This window comes from Granulicella mallensis MP5ACTX8, from assembly GCF_000178955.2.
In the GTDB taxonomy this organism is placed as follows: Bacteria; Acidobacteriota; Terriglobia; order Terriglobales; family Acidobacteriaceae; genus Granulicella; species Granulicella mallensis.
The window spans coordinates 4,410,679-4,434,228 of record NC_016631.1 but is presented as its reverse complement, the minus strand read 5'-3'; the positions used below and the strand labels follow the sequence as shown (position 1 = coordinate 4,434,228).

Here is a 23,550-nt window from a genome sequence, read left to right as displayed (position 1 = left end):
ACGGTTCGATGACAGGTGTGAGGCTTGCTGCCTATGCACGACGCGTACATGCGATTACGAAGGCGAATCCATTTCGGAAGGAAAGAATGATGAGAAAGATTTGGATGAGGACGGTTGTGATCGCGGGGCTGGCGGTCGTGGTGGGGATGCGGGCGCGTGCACAGAATGTGATTGCGATCGATGCGACGGCGCCGATGGTGGCGCCACAGCCGGTGGCGGCGAAGTTGGGATCTTCGCGTAATCCGCGGGGGCAGGTGATTGGGATCAACTCGCAGTATCTGACGCTGGATGGTAAGCCGTGGCTTCCGGTGATGGGTGAATTTGAATACTCACGCTATCCGGAGGCGGAGTGGGAACAGGAAATCTTGAAGATGAAGGCGGCCGGAGTGCAGGTGATCGAGACGTACATCATCTGGAACCATCATGAGGAAGTCGAAGGGCAATTCGACTGGACGGCCCGGCGCGATCTGCGCAAATTTGTAGAGCTATGCGGCAAGCATGGGATGGATGTGTATCCGCGCATTGGACCCTGGGTGCATGGCGAGGTGCGGCATGGAGGATTTCCGGATTGGGTGTTGAAGAATGGCCCGGTGCGGCAGAACGACCTCGTGTACCTGAAAGAGGTGCAGAGTTTTTATGCGCAGATTGGGGCGCAGTTGAAGGGCGAGTTGTGGAAGGATGGCGGGCCGGTGATCGGGATCCAGTTGGAGAACGAGTATCCCGAGGGGCCTGCGGGGTCGGGTCGGGGGACGGAGCATATCCGGAAGTTGAAGGAGATGGCGATTGCGGATGGGCTGGATGTGCCGCTGTACACGGTGACGGGATGGGATGGCGCAGCGGTTCCATTGGATGAAGTGTTGCCGACGTTTGGCGGGTATCCGGATGCGCCCTGGCAGGGTACGAACAAGTCGCTCTATGGCAATGAGATTTATGCGTTCCGGTTCAGGAATCGCGTTGCAGGAAACATGGGAGCGGTGGGTGGGGGCGGACAGAATCCCGCGGCGAGTTATAAGAACACGCCATTCTTAACTGCGGAAGTAGGCGGCGGAGGTCAGGATACCTACTTCCGGCGGCCAGCCTTTGATGCGGACGATATTGCGGCGATTGCGCCGGTGATGCTGGGTAGCGGTGTAAATCTGTTGGGGTACTACATGTTCCACGGTGGCGTGAACCCGGATAGTGGTTCGATCACGCTGGAGGAGTCGCAGCGAGCAGACGATGCGACGGATGTGCCGGAGAAGTCGTATGACTTTCAGTCTCCCCTGGGAGCGTTTGGGCAGGAGCGCGAGTCCCTGCGGAAGATGAAACTGGTGCATTATTTCCTGAATGACTTCGGAGCGGAGCTGGCACCGATGACGACACGTGCCCCAGCGGAGGTGCCGAGTGGGCCGAAGGATACGAGTGTGGCGCGCGTGGCGGCGAGGACTAATGGCGAGGCCGGATTCGTATTTGTGAACAACTACGTACGCGGGTTGACGATGCCCGAGCGTAAAGGTTTTCAGGTGGAGTTGAAGCTTCCGAAAGAAATGGTGAAAGTTCCGGAGGAGCCGATCGATCTGCCGGCGGGAGCGTATGGAATCTGGCCGGTGAATCTGCCGCTGCGCGGGGTGGCGATCGAGAAACCAGTGACGCTGCGATACAGCACAGCACAGTTGTTCAAGCGCGTGGAGACGGGTGGGCAGGCCTATTATTTTTTCTTTGCGCTCCCGGGTGTGAGTGCGGAGTTTGCGCTGGGTGCAGGCGCAAAGGTGACGGGTCTTTCGGGACCTGTGAAGACGAGCCGCACGGAGTCAGGTGTGATGTTGCGTGTGCGCGGTGCGGGCGCATCCGAGGTCGAGGTGAAGCTTGACGGGGGAGTGCGGCTGGTGTTGTTGTCGGAGGCTGAGGCCGAGCAGGTGTGGCGTGGGGACGATCCATCGATGCTGCTAGCAACGAAGTCCAATGCGTTCTTCGATGGAGCGCGATGGACGCTGCAGTCGGATGATCCCACGATGAAGTTTGGGATTTTTGGAAAGGTGAAGGCGAGCGCTGAGCAGAAGATTGCGAAAGACGGGAAAGATGGTGTTTTCGTCGAGTACGACGCGGTGCTGCCAAAGATAGAACTGAAGGCGACAGTGACGAAGGTACAGGAGGCGAAGCCGCACGAGCCTTGGGCGTTGGGGCCGAAGCTTTCATGGAGACCGAATGCGCTGCCGATCAAGCCGGAGGTGTCGGAGTTTGCGGGGGCGGCGGCGTGGAGAATCGAGGTGCCACCTGTGCCGGCAGGGGCGGAGGTATCGGATGTGTGGCTGAAGATCGACTACCAGGGCGATGAAGCGCGGCTATCGGAAGGGAAGCGGTTGATCGATGACGATTTCTGGAACGGGCTGACGTGGACGGTGGGATTGAAAGAGGCACTGCCGGATTGGCGGAGCGCGGGCAGGACGTTAGAGTTGCGGGTACTGCCGCTGCCCAAGACGTATCCGATGTACCTCGAGAAGGCGGATGCGCTGCACTTCGATGCTGAGGGAGCGGCGTACACGCTATCGCGTGTGAACCTTATTCCGCAGTATCAACTGGTGCTGAATGTGGCGGATCAGAGATAGGTGCCGGTCGGAGTTCTCTAGTCGAATGGCATCGCACCTACGCGTGACGATGGGAGCGGCAATGCTGCACGTCGGTATAGAGCTGTCTGCAAGACTTGTCGGTATCAATCGCTAAAAACGGGATTTCGTACGTCGTTCTATCAGAAATTGGGCCCTAAACGGGTTCTCTCTACCCGGGCCCAAGAGTTCCAGGCCGTTCGGAAATAACTTGCATGGATAAATCGTTACCAATCCAACTTTTGGGGGATTCGAGTAATTGTTGTGCGCGCCTATAGTGGGGTCGCAATCGGGCAGGGTGTTTTCAGGTCGGTCTAGAGCACTGGCTGAGACATCGCGAGCCTGATGAGAGCACGAAAGATGGGTGGATACGCAGAGATTCCCCACCGAAATGAAGACGGTTACGACGGCAGGCCACTTGCAGCCGATCGAATTTTTGATTTGATTTTGCTTGAAGGAAGAGGCTAGGAATGAAAAGTTCTATTCACTATCTGTTGCGGACGCTCACCTTGATGCTGTTTGGGATCTCTGCCACCATGGCTCTGGGCCAGGGTACGAGCGCGAGTCTCACTGGCCAGGTGACCGACTCCACAGGAGCTGTCGTCCCGAATGCGACGGTCTCCGCCAAAAATACGGACACGAACTTGGTTCAAACCGGGATGACCAACGCGAGCGGCGTTTATCTCATCAACCCTCTCCCGCCTGGAAAGTATTCACTGACCATTCAGGCGACGGGCTTTGCCGGCTACGTCCAGACGGGAATCACACTCTCTGTCGATGTCGCTTCCACGCAAAACGTGGTGCTCAAGATTGGGAGTGAGAGCCAGACGGTTACGGTTACCTCCGATGCCGAGCTGATCAATACCACCACTCCTGAGCTGGGCATGACCGTCAACGAGCAGGCAATCTCTCAGTTGCCTCTGAATGGCCGCGACCCTTCGTCCCTGGTCTTCCTTGCTCCTGGTGTCATCAACGCCAGTTTTGGTAACAGCTATCTCCAGAGCGGTTTCTCTTTCCCTACGGAAACAGGCGCAGCCGCAGGCGGCGGACGGCAGGGCAGCACTTACTACCTGTTGAACGGCGTACCCAATATGGATACCTATCTCGGCCTGGCCGCGCCATTTCCTAACGCCGATGCCACGGAAGAGTTCCGCATCATCACCAACAACTTCAGTGCCGCTTATGGTTTTGCGCCCGGCGCGGTGGTTAGCATCAATACCAAGACCGGCACCAACGAGTTCCATGGCGGCATCTTCGAGTTTCTGCGCGACCAGACCTTCAACGCCAAGAACTGGTTCAGCCACACTGTAGATCCCCTGCACCGCAATCAGTACGGCGGCTATGTGGGCGGTCCCGTTTTGAAGAATAAGCTGTTCTTCTTCATCAATTACCAGGCAACGCGATCCGCGACTGCGGCAACAGCCAACTTCACCCAAACCCCCACTGCCGCCATGCTCAATGGAGACTTCAGCGGATTATCGACGAACGGGCAAGAGACGTTGGCCGCTCCTTTCCATATGGTGAATGGGGTTCCTAATCAGATCAACCCTGCGCTCTTCAGCCCGACAGCGATTACGATCTCCAAAACAGCACTGCCCCTGGGGCAACAGCCGGATGGCGGTGTCTATTACACAAGCGCGGCGACGATCAACAACTACGACGAGGGTACCGGCAGACTCGACTACGACCTCTCTCCTTCGCAGCGGATCGCGGTGAGCAGCTTTGTTAATAATCTGAATCAACCCTCAGGCGATGTGCCGGGCAACATTCTGTCCCTGCTCAATCTGTCCCCTTACGGGGATACGTTTGGCGAAAGGATGCAGTACTTCAACGAGACTTTAAGTCATACATGGGTCATCAATCCCAGCATGGTCAATGTGGCTTCGATCTTCTGGACCCAGATGTCCGCACATAACGGATCCCCAGCCCTGACCAGCACGGGGCAGCCCTTCTGTTGGTCGAAATACATCAATGTGCAGGAGATTCCTGGCTCCTGCTCTGTCGAAGGCTTTACGGTCTCAGATGGCGGTTTTCAAACCGGCTACTACGAACCTTCTCAGGAAGTGCGTACCACCTATGGCTTTTACGACAACTTCACCAAGACACTGGGAAGGCATACTCTCCAGTTCGGCGTAAATATTCAGCACCAGTTCGCCGAGGAGGCTACGCAGTACCCGACCGAGCCGGAGATCAACTTCAGCGGGCAATATACGAATAACGGGCTTGCCGACTTTCTTCTCGGCGATCTGTATTCCATCTTCCAGGGTGCCGGAGAGATCGCGGATGTTGCCGGTTGGCAGCCAGGTTTCTATGGACAGGAGCAATTCAAGTTGCGCCCCAATATCACGCTCACTGCCGGGCTGCGCTGGGACCCGAACATCGCACCGCAGATTGCCAATGGGCGAGCGGCAACGTTCGTACCGGGTCAGCAAAGCACCGTCTATCCCAATGCTCCGACCGGGCTCGTATTTCCGGGAGACACTGGGATTGGCAACGGCCTGATGGCTACCACCTATGGTTACTATGAGCCGCGCCTTGGCATTGCCTGGCAGCCCAAGTCGCTGCCCCAGACCTCCATTCGCGCAGGCTTCGGCCTGTTCACTTCACCAATGATCTACTCGGCCTATAACCATACGGCGGATAACAGTCCGTTCGCTCCGACGTTTACCTATCAGGGTACGACCACGCAGGGAAATACACCTGGTGTGCCATTGTCCCTGCAGAATCCCTGGGCGGGCTTTCCCGGAACGAACGGCCAAAGCCCATTTCCGCCCTTCGCCTCGGTGTCTACGAAGCCGCCGGCAAGCGCGACCTTTACGCCGGGACTGGAGATACCGGCTACGATCGCTCCCAATTTCAAGCTTGGAACGACGCAAAGCTGGAATCTCTCAGTACAACAGGGCTTTGGCGCTAACATGGTCTTCACCCTGGCTTATGTCGGCAGTGAAAGCTACCACCAGTCCACCGTCATCGACATGAACCGTGGGATCTTCGCTACAGGCGGCACGCGTAGCCTGTATCCTGCCTTCGGCGCGATCCTCGATACGGTCAGCGTAGGAACGTCGAGCTATAACTCGATGCAGGCCTCGTTGGAGCGCAAGTTCTCCCACGGGTTGCAGTTCCAATCCAACCTCACCTGGTCGAAGACGATGGACGACGCCAGCTCGTCGAATATCAGCTTCGGCACACCACAACTGCCTAACCCCTTCAACCTTCGGTATAACCGTGGTATCTCCCAGCAGAACTTCCCGATTGTGTCGGTAAGTAACTTTATCTATACCTCTCCTGCGTTGAGGGGCCACAATCTGCTGATACAGGAGTTGCTGGGAAGCTGGGAGGTAAGCGGCGTCTATACCTGGATGTCTGGCCCCGGCTTCGGTATCGGCGCCGGTCTCAATGGAAATAACAACTCCGGTTCTCTGCAGAATGAGGATCGAGCGGATTTTGCGCCGGGACAAAACCTGAACGTTCGTCGCGGCAGCGATATCCAGTGGACAAAAAATTACTTCAACATCAATGCCTTCCAGGTGAACGCTCCGGGAACGTTTGGAAACACCCCGAAGAACTTCATCCTAGGTCCTCCACAACAGTGGGGCGATGCGGGCTTCGACAAGAACTGGAAGATCACCCAGAGGTACAACCTGCAGTTCCGGTGGGAGATGTTCAATGTCTTCAACCATCCGTCTTTTGCCGTTCCCAACTCGAGTAACCAGATCAGCGCGACAGGCGTGAACCAGGGCGGACAGGAAGGTCAGATCACATCAACCGGTTTTGAGCCAGCTCGTGTACAACAGGGAGCCATCAAGTTCACCTTCTAATTCGAGCTTTACCTTCCAGTCCGGGCCATACTGGCCCGGACTGCTTTCTTTTTCGGTATATAAACTCATAGCACTCAGCCATCGAGATGGAAGGAACTGAGATCATATTCCTATGAAAGCTTTGCTTCTCTCCGAGTACAACCATCTGGCGATACAGGATTTGCCTGACCCAACTCCGGGGCCAGATGAGCTTCTGATTCAGGTTGCGGCATGCGGTATCTGCGGCAGCGATGTGCATGGCTATGACGGATCGACGGGCCGTCGAATTCCGCCGATTGTGATGGGACATGAAGCCGCGGGCATCGTGGCCGCGGTTGGGACCGAGGTCAGCGGATTTGCTCCGGGCGACCGTGTGACGTTTGATTCGACAGTCTTTTGCGGAGTCTGCGATCACTGCCTGCAGGGCCAGGTAAACCTCTGCGATAACAGACAGGTGATTGGTGTCTCCTGCGGGGAGTATCGCCGTGCTGGAGCCTTTGCGGAGCTTCTGACGGTGCCGGCGCGCGTGGCATACCGGCTTCCGGATAACCTGTCGTTTCCGGAGGCCGCGATGCTGGAGGCGGTGTCGGTGGCGCTGCATGGGGTAGCGGTGTCGGAGCTAATGGGGGAAGAGGTCGTTCTCGTCATTGGTGCAGGCATGATCGGTCTTCTGCTGTTACAGGCTGCGCGTGCGGCCGGAGCTTCGTGTGTGTACATCTCAGATGTAGACGAGACGCGACTGAAACTGGCAGAGGAGTTAGGAGCGGATGAGACCTTGCTTGCTACCGGCGCTGCACTTGTTGAAGAGATTCTGCGAAGGACCGATGGCCGCGGCGTGGATATGGTGCTGGAAGCCGTGGGCCGCGACGAGACGATCGCCGCAGGCATCGACTGTGTCCGCAAGGGTGGCACGGTAACGCTGGTTGGCAACATCTCTCCGCAGATTACTTTGCCGCTGCAGAAGGTGGTGTCGCGACAGATCCGTCTTCAGGGATCGTGCGCTTCGGCGGGAGAGTATCCGCAAGCGATGGAGCTGATTGCAAGGAACGAGATCAAGGTTGCGTCGTTGATTACGGCGGTTGCACCTCTAAGCGATGGAGCTTCGTGGTTCGAACGGCTCCATGCCCGCGAGCCGAATCTGATGAAGATCGTGCTGGACCCGCGTAGCGATTCTTCGACAGAAAGGGCGCGATGACCTCCACTCTCTTCGATCTCACGGGACAGGTTGCAGTGATTACTGGAGCAAGCCGAGGACTCGGACAGTACTTCGGTCGCGCCCTGGCCAAGGCAGGTGCGGATCTTATTGTTACCAGCCGGCATAAGGACGATCTGCTGCCGTTTGTGGCGGAGATTGAAGGTCTGGGAAGAAAAGCCATTCCGCTCGAACTCGATGTGCGAGACCAGGGCAGCATCGAGGCGATGGCTGCTTCAGTGGAGGCGCTGGGACAGGTTCATATCCTCGTCAACAATGCGGGATGCAATGTGCGGAAGCCCGCGTTGGAGGTTACCTGGGATGATTGGAATCTGATTCTGGAGACCAATCTGCGCGGAAGTTTTTTTGTTGCGCAGCAGATTGCGAAACAGATGGTGCCGCACGGCTATGGGCGGATCGTCAATATCGGCTCGGTGACAAGCGTGTTCGGTTATGCGGGGCTGGCGCCCTATGGGGCGAGCCGCGGTGGCATTCGACAGCTTACGATGAGCCTGGCCGATGACTGGGGACGATATGGCATCACGGTAAATTGCCTGGCTCCCGGCTGGTTTCAGACCGCACAGAACAAGGTGCTGTATGAGAACAAGGAGTGGGTCGATTACCTGATCGATCGCATTCCATTGAAGCGCCCGGGAGAGCCGCACGATCTGGATGGAGCTATTGTTTTTCTCGCCTCCGAGGCGAGCCGTTACGTGACAGGACAGACGCTTCTTGTGGATGGCGGAATTTCTACGGGGTCGACTCGTGCCAGTGTGCAACCGCCATCCAGGCCGGATGTTGATTGAGTTGCTTATTTTGCTGACCTAACGCATGCCATCGATTGCGCGATATCGTGCAACGAAACAGTTTTTGCTTTCTAGTTGTCATTCCGAGCGCAGCGAGCGAACCTGCTGTCTCCCGTTCTTCGTCTATGTCGTCGCAAATGTTGTGGGGCAGCGAACGCTAGATTTTCGGCTCTTGCTTGCGTTTTTGGGAGCATGAGCAAAAAACGGGAGACAGCAGGTTCGCTCGCTGCGCTCGGAATGACAACCAGAAAGGCAAGAACAAAGAGCAAAGGGCAGGAGCAACGGCAACCTACCTTCTCCCTTTTACGAGAATTGCTCTACCTTGCTTCAAAAAACAGGCTCTGGCGCGATCTGTTCGATCTTGCCGAGCAAGAAGAGATAGCTGCCGATGCCCAGGAGCAGATAAATCGCAGAGATGCCAAATGCCCATGAATAAGATTTTGTTTCGGCAACAACATAGCCTGTGATGATCGGAGCGGCGATTCCGGAGAGCTGATTCGATAGATTGATGATGCCGCCTACAGTTCCAACACTGCCGCGCGGCGCGATCATCGATGGGATCGACCAGCCGATCGGTGAGGCTGCGGCCAGTCCGCCGATGGAGATGCTGATCCAGATCAGCGCACGAACGGCTGTATGTGCGTGAGCCGCGCCGAGAATGCCAAGCCCGAAGGTGGTACCGCAGACGAGAACTGTCTTGCGTACGCGGCTCGCGTCCCATCCACGCTGGATGAGTGCATCCGACACCAGGCCCGCCATCAGATCGGTAAATGTAGCGAATAGCCAGGGCACGCTGGTGTAAAGAAAGGAATGCAGCAGATCGATATGCAGAGCCGCGGAGAGATAGCTGGGCAGCCAGGTGAGTAAGAGGTAGAAAACATAGTTATAGGCTCCGAAACCGATCGCCATCCCCAGCACCTTGCGCTGTCGAATCAGATATCCCAGCGATGCTCCCGATGGCTCTGGCTCGTGCGCAGAATTGATTTGCAAGTCTTCCGCGATGTATCGCCGCTCTCTCTCGGTCAGCGCGGGTTCGTCGTTGGGATCGCGATAGACCTTTGAGAACAGCGCGAAATAAACCAGGCTGACCATGCCGGTGGCGGCGAAGCTCCATCGCCAGCCAAACTTCAGCAGAAGTACACCAATAAGAGGCACACCGACAGCTGATGCGAGCTTGGCGGAGGCATCGAAGATGGAGGTGGCAAAGCTTCTCTCTTTGGAGGGAAACCAAAGGCCGATGGCCTTGGCATTCGCCGGGAAGGTTGGTGATTCGCCCACACCGAGAAGCAGTCGCGCGGCGAAGAATCCTGGGATGCTCGGTGTCACTGCCGCACCGAAGGAGGCTATGCTCCAAAGCAGCGTGCTGATGCGTCCTACACGCCGCACTCCAAAGCGATCGAGAAGAACTCCGATTGGCAACTGGCACATCGCGTACGTCCAGTTGTAGGCTCCGGAGAGATAGCCGAAGGTGATGTTTGAAATACCAAAGGTGGCGTAAAGCGCAGCGTGGGAGACCGAAAGATTTACCCGGTCAAAGTAGTTGACGAGAACTCCAAAACCAAGGAGACACGCGATGCTCCAACGGTGCCGTGGCAACCGATCTTGGCGATGCGAGTTCGGAAGGGTTGTCAGAGATCGTTCCGGCTTTCAGTTGCAGGAGACGTATGGACGCTCATGAACCCCACTAAAGTTTTGCTTTGAGCTTCGACAAACCCTCACGCGAGATTGCCACATCGTCGTCGGATTTGCCCCCGCTGAAAGCAGCGATGACATAACCCGTTTTACCGCGTGCGATGACACCGCCATTCCAGCCGAACTCTCCGGTCATGGGTGGCCTGATTCCGCTCCCGCTGTCTTTGAGGGTATCGGCCATCTCGGAGGCCTTGGCATAGGCGATGCCCAGCAGATTTGTACCTTTGTCGGTTGCTGTCGGAAGGTCCTTGTACCGGCCTACCACGATCATCTTCGAGCTCCATGCCTGGATCGTGTCACCCTCGAAGTACGCCACCACGGCAACTCCGCCGATACCCATCGTCTGCGCCTTCGCCTTCATGGCCGCAAGCGCCTGATCGGCAATCACGTCGAAGTTGCTCGACGCTTTAGCGGTCTGGGAGGCATCCGGGCTGGTCTGTGCGACAACAAGTGCAGGCGAGAGCAGAGACGCCACCAATAGTGCAACGATGTATCGCTTCATCTTTCCTCCGAGTTGAAACTTCGCTTACCATGCATCCGAGGGAGCTGGTTGCTTGCCTGTGTAAGGCGAGCAGCAGGGCGCCTTGACGGGTGCGAACTCCATAAACTCGATCCGCGTGTCATCAGGATCAATGAGGTCGAGCTGCAGCTTGCCGTCGACTCCCAGCACCTGCGGGTTTTTACCTGCGGCAGGTTTCCAGCCACGCTGTTCCAGCCGCTTCTGCAACTCCGCTACGCTCACCACGCCGGGGGCGATATGGTCTGCGTTGCCAAGCTGCGCGTGGGGAGGATCGACAGGCAGGTTGAGCATGTACTCGATCCAATCGGTGCCGTTGGGCACCTGCATCATAACCCAGTCCACATCTCCCGCCTTGGCGCCCCCCTGCCAGTACAGGTGAAATCCGAGCTCGTCTTTATAGAAGCGGTCGAGCGCGGCGCGGTCGTGTACGACGTAGCCCGCGTGGATGATGTGTGTGCTCAGGCGGCGCGCGAGTGCGGCGGTCGATGGCGGCAGAACGCGTCGTTCCTGCTGCGTGAATTCGACAAGGTTGCCTTCGGGGTCATGCACTCTGAAGCTGCGGCTCCCATCCCGCCCGACCGTCACTGAAAGAGGGACCTCTTCACCTTTGCGTGCAAGAAGCCGCCGCAGACCCTCTGCGTCGTTGGTTGCGAAGGCTACAAGATCAAGCCTGTGCGCCTGTCCCGGTACTGGGGGTGGCACCAGCTCAACATATTGCGCGTGGTTCGCATAGAAGCGGAGGCCAGGCCCTGATCCAGTCGCAGGCACAGGCTGCCAGCCGAGCAGATCAGCGTAGAACTGACGCGAATGCGGGATGTCTTCGGCATAGAACGTTACATGCGAGATGCCCGTGATGGCAGGCGCCTGCTGGGCGAATGCCGCTCCCGCGAGCAGGAGAGGGAACACCGCGAGCAGAGAACCCACGTTACGCCAATACGTCTTTCTGTCAGCACGTATCTTGACCTTGGTCATGCAGGTCTCCTAGACCAGTTCTGCTGGAACAGCGGTGAGATGGAACTCAATCGTTTGGGAGCCAAGCCGAGGATGTGTCGCGGTCAGTCGCACGCTGCCTGCCTGTGTCTTCGCGCGAATCCAAATCGCGCCGGTTCCTCCGATCAGACCGAAGGGGTTGTCTCCGATCAGGCTTGCAGGACCTTCGAGTTTGAAGACGATGGGATCGTTGGCATAGGTTCGTATGGCTCCGAACTCGTCCGTGACCCGCAGGACAACTCGCGTGGTGTCGGCTCCGTCGGCATGGAGCGCCATATCGTCTGGGAGTAGAGAGAACTTCTGGTCGACGCCCAGACCGGACATGGTTTTTGAGGCGACCTGCTTGCCCTGCAGATATCCATCGATTCTTAGATCACCCCAGACATGCCGGTGAGGCTTCTGCAATTTCGTCCGGTCGAGAACGAATGGCGGGTACTTCAGATATTGAAAATTCGCACGGTCTGGATCGAGTTCAGCGATCAACTCCCATGGGTTGTCTGCCAGGCTGTTGCTGCGTTGGTAAAACTTCAGGTGGTCGCAGTTCGAACAGACGAGGGCCTCGGTGAAGGAGGTCGATTCGTCGCTGTTGGCCCAGTGGAAGGCGGGCTCGAGGACGATCTCTTCTGATGGATCGCACTGTGATTTGTAGAAGCCAGCGGCGGGCTTGGGCTCGCGGAAGATGTCCGTAACGCCGTGATAGCAGATGCGGTCGCCCGCGCCGAAGTTTGCGTGGGTGTTGTAGTCGAAGGCGCACCAACCGATGCCGCCCGCGTATTGCGGATCGGAGGCGAGTTGATTATGGATGCGAGCATGGCGCAGCGTGTGTTCGCGCTGTCGTTCATCGTCGTCCGTTGTTTTGGTCGGGAATGTATGGCCGACGAATTCGGTGTTGAGATAGCGGGGATGGTTCGGCTTTCTTAGTGGAAAGCCGAAGTCATTGATCGTGAAGACATCTTCCAGAAGCTCCGACTCCTTGAAGTTGCGGATGCCGCCTGTCTGTCGCGTCGTATCGAGTGCGTGCGCGAGTGCATTGGTACGGGTATAGAAGCTGTGGTCGTCTGGAGACTCGTTGATGCGCACGCCCCAGAGAATGATGGCCGGATGGTTCCAGTCGCGCCGCACCATGCGTCCGACGTTGTCGATGGCGAGGAGCTTCCACGGCTCGGGGCCGATGTGCTGCCAGCCTGGAATCTCTTCGAGCACAAGCAGGCCGATCTCATCACAGCAATCCAGGAAGTGTCGCGACTGAGGATAATGAGAGGTTCGCACGATGTTGCAGTGTAGTTTGTGGCGAAGGATCATCGCATCCTGGCGCTGAACCCGGGCGGGCATCGCCTGACCGGCGAAGGGAAAGGTCTGGTGGCGGTCGAGGCCGCGCAGCTTAACGATCTTTCCGTTTAGTGAGAAACCGTGATCGGTGAAGATCGCCTCGCGGAAGCCGATCCGGCGAGTGTCTTCATCGATGACAACTCCAGCACGCAAGAGACGCACACGGACTGTATAGAGATTCGGGCTTGCGAGATCCCAAAGCTTCACTCCATCGATCTCCTTGAACGAGATCGTCTGCTTTCCGGGATCGTTTACGGTCTCCGTGCTCAAGTAGACGGGAGCGCTCGTGGCCGGATCATCCGCAACGTCAGGATCGCTTGCAGACGACACTCTGAAGGATCGGCTCGCCTTTGCGAGCGTACGTTCTCCGTCCAGTAGTTCTGCTTCGAGCACGAGATCTCCGTGAGGGGCGATGCCGGCGAGGAAGCAGTCCACGTCGAGCGCCGGCTTGCCACTCAGCACATCTTTCGGGTGCGCAAAGATATTGTCGAGATAAAGAGCGGGAACTACGCGCAGGGAGACCTCGCGGTAGATGCCGCCGAAGGTCATGTAGTCGATCTCGTAGCCGAACGGCGGGATATCGCTTCGCTCTGTTGAATCCACCTGCACGGTCAGGACATTTTCCCGGTCCTTGCGCAGGTGTGGCGTCAACTCGAAGGAGAACGGAGTGAAGCCGCCTTTGTATTCGCCGAGCGGGACGCCGTTGATCCACACCGTCGAGGCGGTCATGACACCTTCGAAGTCCACGAAGATGCGTTTGCCCTGAGTGTCGGGCGGCGTTCTGAAGCGGCGCCGATAGGTTGAGATGAACTCGTAGTCTTTATCGTTGAAGCTGTGCCAGGGAAGGCTGATGTTCGTGTGCGGAATCACCACTTCTTCGAAGACAGAGTCATCGAACTCCGGGGCATCGGCTCCAGCGACTTTGCTGGGGTGATATCGCCAGCCACGGTTGATGGGGAGAACCAATCGCCCGCCCGCTGTGGGCTTCTCTTCGGCGAAAGCTGAAATGCCTGGCAGCGTCGAGGCTGCCAGCAGTGTGCCCGTCCGTTGGAGGAAAACTCGTCTGTCCATAAGGTTGGTCATCCTAAAAATTTGCTTGAAATGTATCTAGATACACACAAGTTCAAAAGTAATGCGGTAGATACCTTAGCCGCCCCTCTTCGATCGCGAGGGAGGGTGAAGTCCATACTACTGATCAAAAGCCACGCTACGCCTCGAAAGGGAAATGCGAATCCGTCGAAAGTAGGAGTGAGCGATTGGTTCCTGTGAGTGTGAGCCGCTCATCGATTTGTCGGCTGCTATTACCCTATTACTTCAAAAGACCTTGCACGCCCATCCATTCGAGAAAAAGCTCCGGCCAGTCGGCGACCGGCCTGGTGTTGGTCTTGCGAATCCCGAACCCGTGCCCGATGCCCGCATAGATATGCAGCTCCGCCGACACGTGCAGCCGCGCCAAAGCCAGATAGAACTCCGCCAGCCCCTGCGAGATGTCCACTCGATCCATGGCTCCACAGGCGAGGAAGGCCTTCGGCGTCTGAGCCGTCAGCCGTGGCTCCTTCGGGATTGCGGGATAGAGTAACGCCTGAAAGTCCGGCTTCGAGCTCACATGCTCCACGAGATCTTCCGCGTCGGGGTGTCCGGCATCATAGCGAGTGCTGGCGAGTTCCGCCAGCTCGCCGCCTGCTGAAAATCCCATCACACCGATGCGCGCCGGATCGATCTTCCAATCGCCGCTGCGGCTCCGTACGACGCGAATCGCACGCTGCATATCTTCCAACTCCGTCCCTTCGACGGTGTAGGAAGATCCCTTCTCTCGCGCCAGCCGGTATTTTAGAACAAAGGCTGCAACCCCATGCTCGCTCAGAAATTCCGCGACACGGAAGCCCTCATGGTCGATCCAGAGCTCGCTGTGGCCGCCTCCCGGCGCTATGATTACGGCCGCACCTGTAGCAGTCTGTGGCGACGGTAGATAGAGCGTGAGCGAAGGCTCAGCTACATGGGTGATGACGTGGTCGCCCTCCGGCGAGATCCGCACGGTCTCGGGCCTTGCGTCGGCCTGTAACCCAGGTGCGCCTTTGGGCCACAACTTAATTACTTCATGGGCACCGGGATATTGGGCGCACGCGGCGAGGCTTACCATGCCAACTACAACGCTCGTCAACAGACGCAATGTGAATGATCGTGTCATCTAGCGCTCCACCCTAATTTCATACCATGTGGTCGTGACTGTCCCTAGCGGAACCTTCCACGTCCCGCCGATGTTTGCGGCCGCGGTGGGCTTACCCAGCGGCTGGCCTGCGCCGTCGATCGGCTGCACCCATAGTGCGTGCGCGCCTTCGAGGCCGCTCAGAGTAATCGTCCCCTTTACAGGCTCTACAAGACTCGGTGGCCCTCCAAAGGAGGTCACATCGGTCCCCGCCGTGTTCCACTGTTGTCCCGTGTTTTCTACGGGACCTCCTGCCACCAGCAGCAGCTTCGTGCTCGTCGCAATCGGCTGCTCATCCATCGCGCTCAGCAGAAGAGTGCAGAAGCTGTTGCTTACCTCGGCGCTCATGTTGTGCACGCTTTTGCCCTGTGCCGTTACGAAGCCGATCAGTGCCTGGCTCTTCGGCGTATCCACCGTCACCAACCCGTTCGTATGCTGAGGTCCCACATACCATGCGAGCTGCCGTGTATCGGAGACGATAGGGTCTGTTGCTTCCGACGTCTCGAATGGCTTGGTCGGAGGTCCGGTCAGTGAGCCGATCCGTACCTCTTGCTCTAGCGGCAGAGCCAGCGGAAAGCCCTCCGTATAGTATGGCCGTTCCGTCGAAGGGATCAGCATGCTATCGAAGACCTGCTTTTGCGAATACGTCCGTTCGCTGATGCTGCGCGCTTTCTCGACATCGCCACGCAGAAACAGGAGTGCCCCCGCTGCCAGCTCCGGCATCTTTACAGGGTCCAGCGAGATATCAAAGGCGTCGCCCACATGAGGCTTCCATGCCGGATTGCTCTTCGGTTCGAAGCTGTACCAGAAGATCGCGTCCCAATCCTGCAGCCCCGCGTAGGCCGCAAGAATGGGGATACCCTCGCCCGCGTAGTCGTTGGGGAACGGATTGTTGACCTCGCTTACCGTATAAGGCTTTCCCGCAATCGCGGATCGCGACAGCTCTACTACCGTCGAGTTGAATGGATCGTTCACCATCGGGAGTTTCTTTACGTAATACTCGGGATGCTGCCAGTAGGTATGCCCGTCGATGATGTCCATGTCCTGGGTCGCGAGCAGGATAGGGTAACCGCTGTTGGAGTGGCTGTGATCCGCCGTCGCGATCACCAGCGAGTGCGATCCCAACGTCTGCTTCAGGTATCGCTCCATGTCCAAAAAGTAGTCGTGCTGCAGGTCGTTGTAGAATTCGGCCTCGGCGTAGAACTGTTCCGGAGGTGCCTCCGCTACCAATGTCTTGCTACTTAGCAGAGGCACCGGGGCCTCTGCTCCGACATTCGTGATCTCCCGGAGTTTCGCGCTCTGTTCCGCGGTGCGGTGCTTCGCCAGCCACTGATTGTAGAGACCGGTCAGCTCATCCTGATAAAAGGGCGCTGGCGCGTGGAACCCTACATTGATCGCATTTTCATTGTTGATTTCGACGATTGCGACCGCCGGATCGTCTGTGTACCGGAGCTTTGTATAGGGATTGAGATGTGTCAGCAGCTGCCGCGCGTATTCCTTCTGCAACTCGATCATCCGCGCGTCATAGAGCGACGTTCCCTTCGATCCCTCCCGCAGCAGCTCCGGGTTCTTCACGCCGTCGCCAGCGTGGAAGGGTCTACCCACCAGCAAGTTGAAATCGATATAGATACCGCGCTTTTCGAGCTCCGCGATAAAGTAATCCTCGCGGTCGAGCGCATCGGCGTCGAGCATGCGGGTGCTGTCGCCCTGCTTCGCGATGAGTCCCCGTGGAACTTCGAGATCGAGGAACTGGAAGCGCACGCTGTTCACGCCGAATCGCGCCAGCGTCGACGCCAGAAAGGCCGCGTCCTGCTTCGCCGGAATCTGCCGCGAGCCCTTGCTCCAATCGGTGATGTTGACGCCCCAGAAGCGGATGCGTTTTCCGTCGCCGGTCGCCAGGTGGCCGTCCTTCACCTGCACGAAGCCGTGTTTGCCCGCCGGCGCATCCAGCAGATACGAGACGTCCACCGGTGAATGCGCCAATGCGCCGCGCCGAAGCTCCATCGTAAAGGGAGACATACCTGCTTGACTCTGCTGCGGACTCTGCGCTCCAACGTGAGTCGCGTTGATAGCCGCGACCTGAAGTCCCGCAGCCGTTAAGAATCCGAGCCAGATCGCTCGCCACGTCGTCATGCTGTTGCCTCGTCTTAAGAATGCTTCTTGAATGCGCATCAAGCCTACTCGCTCGCTACATCGATACGAATCCACCTTTTGGCGGATTCGCGGCGACTGAGTTTCACGATAAGCTTCTCTGCCATAAGAGAACCATAGAAAGGCCCCACGATGTCCCCTATCACCCGCCGAGATTTTCTCAGTGATGCAGCGATGGCCGGAGCCGCTTCCGCCCTTCGGCTCGACGTCTCTTCCGGCACGAATCCTGAAGCGCTGCCCGAACGCCGCGCCAATTTCGACCGCGGATGGCGTTTTCTGCTCGGCGACGCCGCAGGCGCACAGGCACCCGGATTTCACGACGTGGCCTGGCGCAGTCTCGATCTTCCCCATGACTGGAGCATCGAGGGCAGCTTCGACGAGAACGCTCCCGCCAAGGGAAATGGAGCCTACCTGCCTACCGGCATCGGCTGGTACCGCAAGGACTTTACCGTGCCTTCCTCGGTGCACGGCAGGCGCATTGCTCTTCAGTTTGACGGGGTCTATCAGCGCAGCGAAGTGTGGATCAACGGTATCTCACTGGGCATGCGTCCCTATGGCTTCATCGGCTTCTCTTACGACCTCACGCCCCATCTTGCGCCACCGGACAAGCCCAACTATCTCGCAGTGCGGGTCGACAACTCTCCCCAGACCAACTGCCGCTGGTACTCTGGGTCCGGTATCTACCGTCACACGTGGCTTCGGATTACCGATCCAATCCATATCGTCGAGAACGGTATCTATGTCCGCACGCCGTCCATCACGCGGGAGAGCGCCACGATCGAGGTCGCGACTCGTCTGCGCAACCGTAGCGTCCGTGATGCCGACCTCGAACTGACGACCGAGATTCTTTCGCCGACCGGCGAGACTGTCCAGCAGACCACAACGCCGCACACCCTCGGCAAGGATGCCGAGACAACGCTGGCCCAGACGCTTACCGTGGCCTCTCCCGCGCTGTGGTCCACAACGACGCCGCACCTCTATCGCGCCCGCTGCACCGTGCGCTCTCGCGGCGCGCAAATCGATCAGGACTCTGCCAACTTCGGCATCCGGCAGATTGCTTTCGACGTCGATCGCGGCTTCCTGCTCAATGGCGAGCACGTCAAGATGAACGGCGTTTGCATTCACGGTGACGGCGGCGCGGTCGGCACAGCAGTACCCGAGCGTCTATGGGAGCGCCGCCTTGAGCTGCTTCAGCAGATGGGATGCAACGCCATCCGGCTCAGTCATAACCCACCCGCACCGGAGTTGCTCGACATGCTCGACCGCATGGGATTTCTGGTGATGGCCGAGGCGTTCGACGAGTGGCGGCACGCGAAAGGGCAGACGTCGACCTATGGATACCATCGATACTTCGATGAGTGGTCGGAGCGCGACCTCACCGCCATGATGGAGCGCGACCGTAACCATCCCTCCATCGTGATTTGGAGCGCAGGCAATGAGGTTCCCGACCAGACTGCTCCTGACGGCCCTGCTACCCTCCAGCGTCTCATTGAGATCATCCACAGCAAGGATTCCACGCGGCCCATCACCGTCGGTTGTGACCAGATTGCCGCCGAGCCTAAGGTCGCGCCTCCGGACTTTTTGGATAAGCTCGATGTCGTCGGATACAACTATGTGGACCGCTGGCGCGACCGTCGCGAGAAGTATTACAGCATCGACAGGCAGGCTTATCCGCAGCGCCGTTTTATCGGCACCGAGAGTTCTGCACTGCGCGGCGCACGCGGCGTCTACTTTACCGAGCAGCCGATCGACGACATCCTGGAACGGCCAACGAATAATCTCATCCAGGTCGAGCAACAGCAAAAGTTCGTGCAGACCTATGACTACGTGAGCGGCGACTTTCTTTGGGTGGGTATCGACTATCTCGGTGAGGCGAAGTGGCCAAACAAACTCGCCGTGAGCGGCGCACTCGATACTTGTGGCTTTCTAAAAGACAGCTTCTATTTCTATCAAAGCCTCTGGACGAAGCAACCGGTTTTGCACCTACAGCCCCACTGGAACTGGCCTGGCAAAGAGGGTAAGGTGATACCCGTCACGTGTTTCACAAACTGCGAAACCGTCGAGCTCTTTCTGAACGGCGAAAGCCTCGGCGTAAAAGGCTATAGCTTCCCTCGACCCGGCATGGTCGGACGTTATGGCAATTACCAGCCAGGCGCCGATGTTCTTCAGACTACCTCCGACCTGCACCTCACATGGGATGTGCCCTATACGCCCGGAACCCTCACAGCGAAGGGCATTAAGGATGGCAAGGCTATCGAAGCTGTCGAGGTTCACACTACCGGAGCCCCTGCGAAGCTGGCGCTTATGAATGATCGGCAACGTCTCCGCATTACGCCGGATGATGTGGCTCATATCACCGTCGCCGTGCAGGATGCACAGGGCCGCATCGTTCCTACTGCCGATGATGCCATCACCTTCTCGCTTACGGGCCCTGGTCGCATTCTCGGCGTCGACAATGGCCAGCCCGACAGTCATGAGCCTTATAAAGCGAGCAGTCGACGCGCCTTCAATGGCCTGGCTCTCGTTCTCGTCCAATCGAACGGACGTCCTGGACAGATTATGCTTTCTGCATCTTCGCCGTCGCTTGCTTCCGCACAGATCAGCATTGAGACGAATTAGGGAGTGTCATCAGTAGCCATTCGAGAAGAGGATTGAGTTGTGCAAATTAGTCTAATGTGCTCAACAGGCCATCATTCTTCGACGAATCAACAACTCACCATACCCAGCGTCCCGAGAAGATCCTTCTGTGTGACTACTGCTTCAGAGCCCGCTGCGCCTCTATCCGTGATTTCTTCAGGGAGGCTACCGGCTCTTCGGTCGGGTAGTACTCCATCGCAATCCAATGGCTGTAGTTGAGCTCCGCCAGTTTGCGATAGATCGACTCGTAGTCGATCTCGCCCGTGCCCGGCTCATGCCGTCCCGGCACATCTGCCACATGCACCAGGCCTACCCATTCGATATTCTTTTCAAGTTTTTCGATCAGGTTCCCGAAGCTCCGCTGCTCATGATAGAAGTCGTATAAAACCTTCACATTCGGACTATCGATTGCCCGCACCATCTCGAAGCCATCCGTCACAGATGCCAGATAGATGGTCGGATTTTCCAGCAGATCGATCGGTTCAATCACAATGTCGATCTGCTCTTTTGCCGCTCTCTCGGCTGCCCACTTAAGATTATCGATGGATGTCTGCCGCTGCATACCGGCGCGCAGACCCTCTACCCGTTTGCCCGAGAGCAGAATGATCTTCGGACACTCCAGTTCCTTCGCTGCCCTCATCTGTTCGGTGAACTGCGTCCGAAACGCCTCTGTCTGCTCTGGCTCCGCTAATCCTGCCTTCACGCCGCTCATCGCGTCAAAGACCATTCCCAGGCGGCGCATCCTCGCCATGATGGTTTCTCTCTCGGTGGACGACCAACTCTGGAACTCACCCACAAGTTCCACTCCTTGATAACCTGCTTCGGCCACCCATTCCAGGCATTGGTCGAAGGGCGCCTGCTTCTCAAGTGCCCACAGCATGAAGGAGAATCGCACTTTGTTTGCCGCGCCAGGGCCTTGCGCAGTCATAGGCCACGCTGACGCCAGAGCTGCTCCCGCACTCATCTTTCCAAACTCTCTACGATTCATTCATCCCTCCGCAGCCTGCGATTCTATAGGGTACGCAGATACTGATAATCAACTTTTATAGCCGCAAGAGCGGGCATATCGAGGAACGGCGGCTCCTGTTCCACATAGTAGTCGTGGATGCCTGCGTTGGCGGCCGCAAGAAGGATCGGCTTGTAGTGGATATGTCCACGTCCCAGTTCCGCACCCTGAGGCCGCTCCTCCTTTGCGAGCGATGTGCTCGGCCCCTTGGTCGCAACGAAATCCTTTATGTGCAGCATCCGATAGCGTCCAGAATATTGGCTGAAATACTCGATTGGGCTGAACCCGGCGGCCACGATCCAGCCGCAATCCAGCTCAAAAGCTACCAGCTCCGGGTCCGTATGCTTCAGCAACACGTCGTACCCAATCCTGTCGCCGTCTAACTTGCGGAACTCAAAGTTGTGGTTGTGGTACGCATACTGAAGCCCCGCGGCCTTTGCCTTGCGTCCCAGATCATTGAGCCGGTCCGCCATTGTGCGGTAGTCATCGAATGTCTGATCTCCGCTCTTAGAAAACAGCGCCGAGCTCACTACATATCGTGCACCGACGACGTGTGCATCCTCGAAGAGTGGACCGAGTTCGGAGCTGCCCACCGGCAGGTGAGTGCTCGGACACACCAGCTGTGCCTGATCGAGCTGGGTACGAAACGCCTTGGCCGTCAGCCCAGCAAATCCTGCTGTTTCTACCCGCTCATACCCGAGCGCCCTGATTTGCCGCAGTGTTCCGGGAACGTCCTTCTGTAGATCGTCGCCTACACTGTAAAGCTGCAACCCAATCGGGAACCCTGCCGGCAGTAACTGCGCTGGTTGTGCCCAAGTCAAACGCGTGCACATCACTGCAGCTCCAACCTGCACAAATCGACGCCGTGAGATCAGCTTCATAAGCTCCTGGTATCCTTCCTGCCTTCGGCGTCCACGTTACACCAGTCATGCCATTATGCGAATCCTACAAAAGTAGGAGCACGACGATTTCGTATTTTCCCAATCCAGCTGGCAGCCTCCTATGTTTCGCCAGTGATCTTCGTCTTCCTTGAAAGTTCAGCAAGTGTTTCCAGAAAGAGTTCAACCGTTGTCTTTCCAGGAATGTCGTTCCGCCTTGGCCGTGTCAAAATCGCGATTCGCCATTTAGCGAGCTTTGGAGCCTGACTCAATATCCGCAGCGTATGAAGATCATGGGATGCGGTGGAGGAACGAGCCAGAGCGGACGGCACGATTGCGACGCCAAGACCGTGAGCCACGAAATAGAGTTGCGTCTCAATATCGCTCACCTGATATACGCTCGATCGCGGTAAGTGGTGCTGGGTGAAAATCTGATCAACCAGCTTCCGCAGAGCCCTCTCGGGTGTGAGATCCACGAAGCTCTCATGGCTGAGCACTTCGAGTTGCACACTACTCTTTCTGGTTAACGGATGCTTGCTGGAGCAGATCGCAACGAGCGAGTCTTGTGCATAGGGGATGACCTGAACTCCGGGCCATCGCTCTTTGCCGAGGATTGCCTGGAAGCTCAGATCTACATATCCTGAGCGCACCAAAGCAGGCACAGCCTCTGTAGAAAGAGCTCGAACTGCGAATTCGACCTCTGGGTACGACGAATGAAATCGTTGCAGCAAGGTGGCGAGTTGCACGTACGGCGTCAGGCTTTGCAGGATGCCGAGATGCAGGCGGCCTCTGACGACACCATCCTGAGACCGAACGGACTGAACGCCATCATTCAGCAAAGCGAGACAACCACGCGCATGTTCAAGGAATAGTTCCCCAGCCGCAGTCAACGAGACTTTGCGAGTCGTGCGCGTGACGAGTTGACTTCCAAGTTCCTGTTCGAGCTCTTTGATGGACATGGACAGTCCTGATTGAACGATGTTCATGCGTTGCGCGGCAGCCGTAAACTTACCCTCTTCCGCCAAAGCGATGAAGTGCTGCAGGTGTCGTATCTCCATAGGACCTCCTTCTATTCATCACCATTGAAGATATATATTATGCGAATCTTTCGTTGGACACATGAAAAAGAGGGGCCTAGCCTCGTGAATGTGGACGCTAGACGCGGCCACAGACGAGGAGAAAAACATGGACCGCACGGGAGAAACAGTTCGAGTCGTTGGCATTTCAGGGAGCCTCCGCAGAGCGTCTTTCAGCACGTCGCTGCTGAAGATACTGGCTGTAAAAGCCGCGCCTGCCATCGACATTCAGGTGGTGACTTTGGAAGACATTCCACTTTATAACGAGGATCTGGATCGGAGTCCTGAGGTACCTTCGGTTGCCTCGTTCAGGAAGATCATTGCGGCAAGCGACGGGGTCCTCATCGCAACACCTGAATATAACCACGGCATGCCAGGTGTTGTGAAGAATGCACTCGACTGGGCCTCCCGGCCGGTCTTCGAGTCATGTTTCAAGGACAAGCCCGTCTCGATCATCAGTTCGTCCAAGGCGTTTACGGGCGGCGTCCGGGCTCAGTACCAGCTGCGGGAGACGCTGATCTCCATGCATGCGCACCTCGTGATGGGGCCAGAGGTCGTCGTCGGTGGCGTTCACGCGAAGCTCGCTGAGGATGTGTATCAGGACGAGCAGGGGCTGACTTTTATGCTGCGCTCGCTCGACAGACTTCGTGAAGAGATTCTGGGTCGCCGCCTGGTTTGTGCATAGGAA

Annotated in this window: 15 protein-coding genes; 6 read left to right on the top strand and 9 right to left on the bottom strand. The window is 57.4% G+C overall.

Annotated features, from left to right (window positions below):
• Positions 1 to 86 precede the first annotated feature (86 nt).
• The 4 genes from ACIX8_RS17365 to ACIX8_RS17350 all read left to right on the top strand — a co-directional run bounded on the left by ACIX8_RS17365 (position 87) and on the right by ACIX8_RS17350 (position 8,377).
• Positions 87 to 2,585: a beta-galactosidase gene (locus tag ACIX8_RS17365; RefSeq protein ID WP_150110646.1), complete on the top strand. Its 2,499-nt coding sequence runs from the start codon at positions 87 to 89 to the stop codon at positions 2,583 to 2,585.
• 467 nt (positions 2,586 to 3,052) lie between these two features.
• Positions 3,053 to 6,400, top strand: coding sequence for a TonB-dependent receptor (locus ACIX8_RS17360; RefSeq protein ID WP_014266683.1), 3,348 nt, complete (start codon positions 3,053 to 3,055; stop codon positions 6,398 to 6,400).
• A gap of 112 nt (positions 6,401 to 6,512) precedes the next feature.
• Complete coding sequence (locus ACIX8_RS17355; protein WP_014266682.1) at positions 6,513 to 7,574, top strand: zinc-dependent alcohol dehydrogenase; 1,062 nt, start codon at positions 6,513 to 6,515, stop codon at positions 7,572 to 7,574.
• The gene (locus ACIX8_RS17350) at positions 7,571 to 8,377 is read left to right on the top strand and encodes an SDR family NAD(P)-dependent oxidoreductase (RefSeq protein WP_014266681.1); all 807 of its coding nucleotides are present in this window, start codon (positions 7,571 to 7,573) and stop codon (positions 8,375 to 8,377) included. The genes ACIX8_RS17355 and ACIX8_RS17350 overlap by 4 nt, the downstream gene beginning before the upstream one ends.
• 327 nt (positions 8,378 to 8,704) lie before the next feature.
• On the opposite strand, the gene ACIX8_RS17345 is transcribed toward ACIX8_RS17350, so the two are convergent.
• From ACIX8_RS17345 to ACIX8_RS17320, 6 genes are all read right to left on the bottom strand, one after another.
• Positions 8,705 to 9,973, bottom strand: coding sequence for an MFS transporter (locus tag ACIX8_RS17345; RefSeq protein ID WP_014266680.1), 1,269 nt, complete (start codon positions 9,971 to 9,973; stop codon positions 8,705 to 8,707).
• A gap of 88 nt (positions 9,974 to 10,061) precedes the next feature.
• Positions 10,062 to 10,571: a hypothetical protein gene (locus ACIX8_RS17340; protein ID WP_014266679.1), complete on the bottom strand. Its 510-nt coding sequence runs from the start codon at positions 10,569 to 10,571 to the stop codon at positions 10,062 to 10,064.
• 24 nt (positions 10,572 to 10,595) lie between these two features.
• Entirely contained in the window at positions 10,596 to 11,561 is a 966-nt protein-coding gene (locus ACIX8_RS17335; RefSeq protein ID WP_014266678.1) for a VOC family protein, read from the bottom strand.
• Between the two features lie 9 nt (positions 11,562 to 11,570).
• The gene (locus ACIX8_RS17330; RefSeq protein WP_014266677.1) at positions 11,571 to 13,979 is read right to left on the bottom strand and encodes a glycoside hydrolase family 2 protein; all 2,409 of its coding nucleotides are present in this window, start codon (positions 13,977 to 13,979) and stop codon (positions 11,571 to 11,573) included.
• A gap of 238 nt (positions 13,980 to 14,217) precedes the next feature.
• Positions 14,218 to 15,096: an alpha/beta hydrolase gene (locus ACIX8_RS17325; RefSeq protein WP_014266676.1), complete on the bottom strand. Its 879-nt coding sequence runs from the start codon at positions 15,094 to 15,096 to the stop codon at positions 14,218 to 14,220.
• On the bottom strand, positions 15,097 to 17,247 hold the full coding sequence (locus ACIX8_RS17320; protein WP_014266675.1) for a hypothetical protein: 2,151 nt from the start codon (positions 17,245 to 17,247) through the stop codon (positions 15,097 to 15,099).
• Positions 17,248 to 17,397: 150 nt separating this feature from the next.
• Here ACIX8_RS17320 and ACIX8_RS17315 point away from each other — a divergent pair, with 150 nt between their 5' ends.
• Complete coding sequence (locus ACIX8_RS17315; protein WP_014266674.1) at positions 17,398 to 19,884, top strand: glycoside hydrolase family 2 TIM barrel-domain containing protein; 2,487 nt, start codon at positions 17,398 to 17,400, stop codon at positions 19,882 to 19,884.
• A gap of 133 nt (positions 19,885 to 20,017) precedes the next feature.
• On the opposite strand, the gene ACIX8_RS17310 is transcribed toward ACIX8_RS17315, so the two are convergent.
• The 3 genes from ACIX8_RS17310 to ACIX8_RS17300 all read right to left on the bottom strand — a co-directional run bounded on the left by ACIX8_RS17310 (position 20,018) and on the right by ACIX8_RS17300 (position 22,844).
• On the bottom strand, positions 20,018 to 20,890 hold the full coding sequence (locus ACIX8_RS17310) for a TIM barrel protein (RefSeq protein WP_014266673.1): 873 nt from the start codon (positions 20,888 to 20,890) through the stop codon (positions 20,018 to 20,020).
• A 23-nt stretch (positions 20,891 to 20,913) separates the two neighbouring features.
• A complete protein-coding gene (locus tag ACIX8_RS17305; protein WP_052310643.1) occupies positions 20,914 to 21,789 on the bottom strand; it encodes a sugar phosphate isomerase/epimerase family protein in 876 nt (291 codons plus the stop codon).
• Positions 21,790 to 21,908: 119 nt separating this feature from the next.
• Entirely contained in the window at positions 21,909 to 22,844 is a 936-nt protein-coding gene (locus ACIX8_RS17300) for a LysR family transcriptional regulator (RefSeq protein ID WP_014266671.1), read from the bottom strand.
• 127 nt (positions 22,845 to 22,971) lie between these two features.
• On the opposite strand from ACIX8_RS17300, the gene ACIX8_RS17295 reads away from it, so the two are divergent.
• On the top strand, positions 22,972 to 23,547 hold the full coding sequence (locus tag ACIX8_RS17295; RefSeq protein WP_014266670.1) for an NADPH-dependent FMN reductase: 576 nt from the start codon (positions 22,972 to 22,974) through the stop codon (positions 23,545 to 23,547).
• Positions 23,548 to 23,550: the final 3 nt, after the last annotated feature.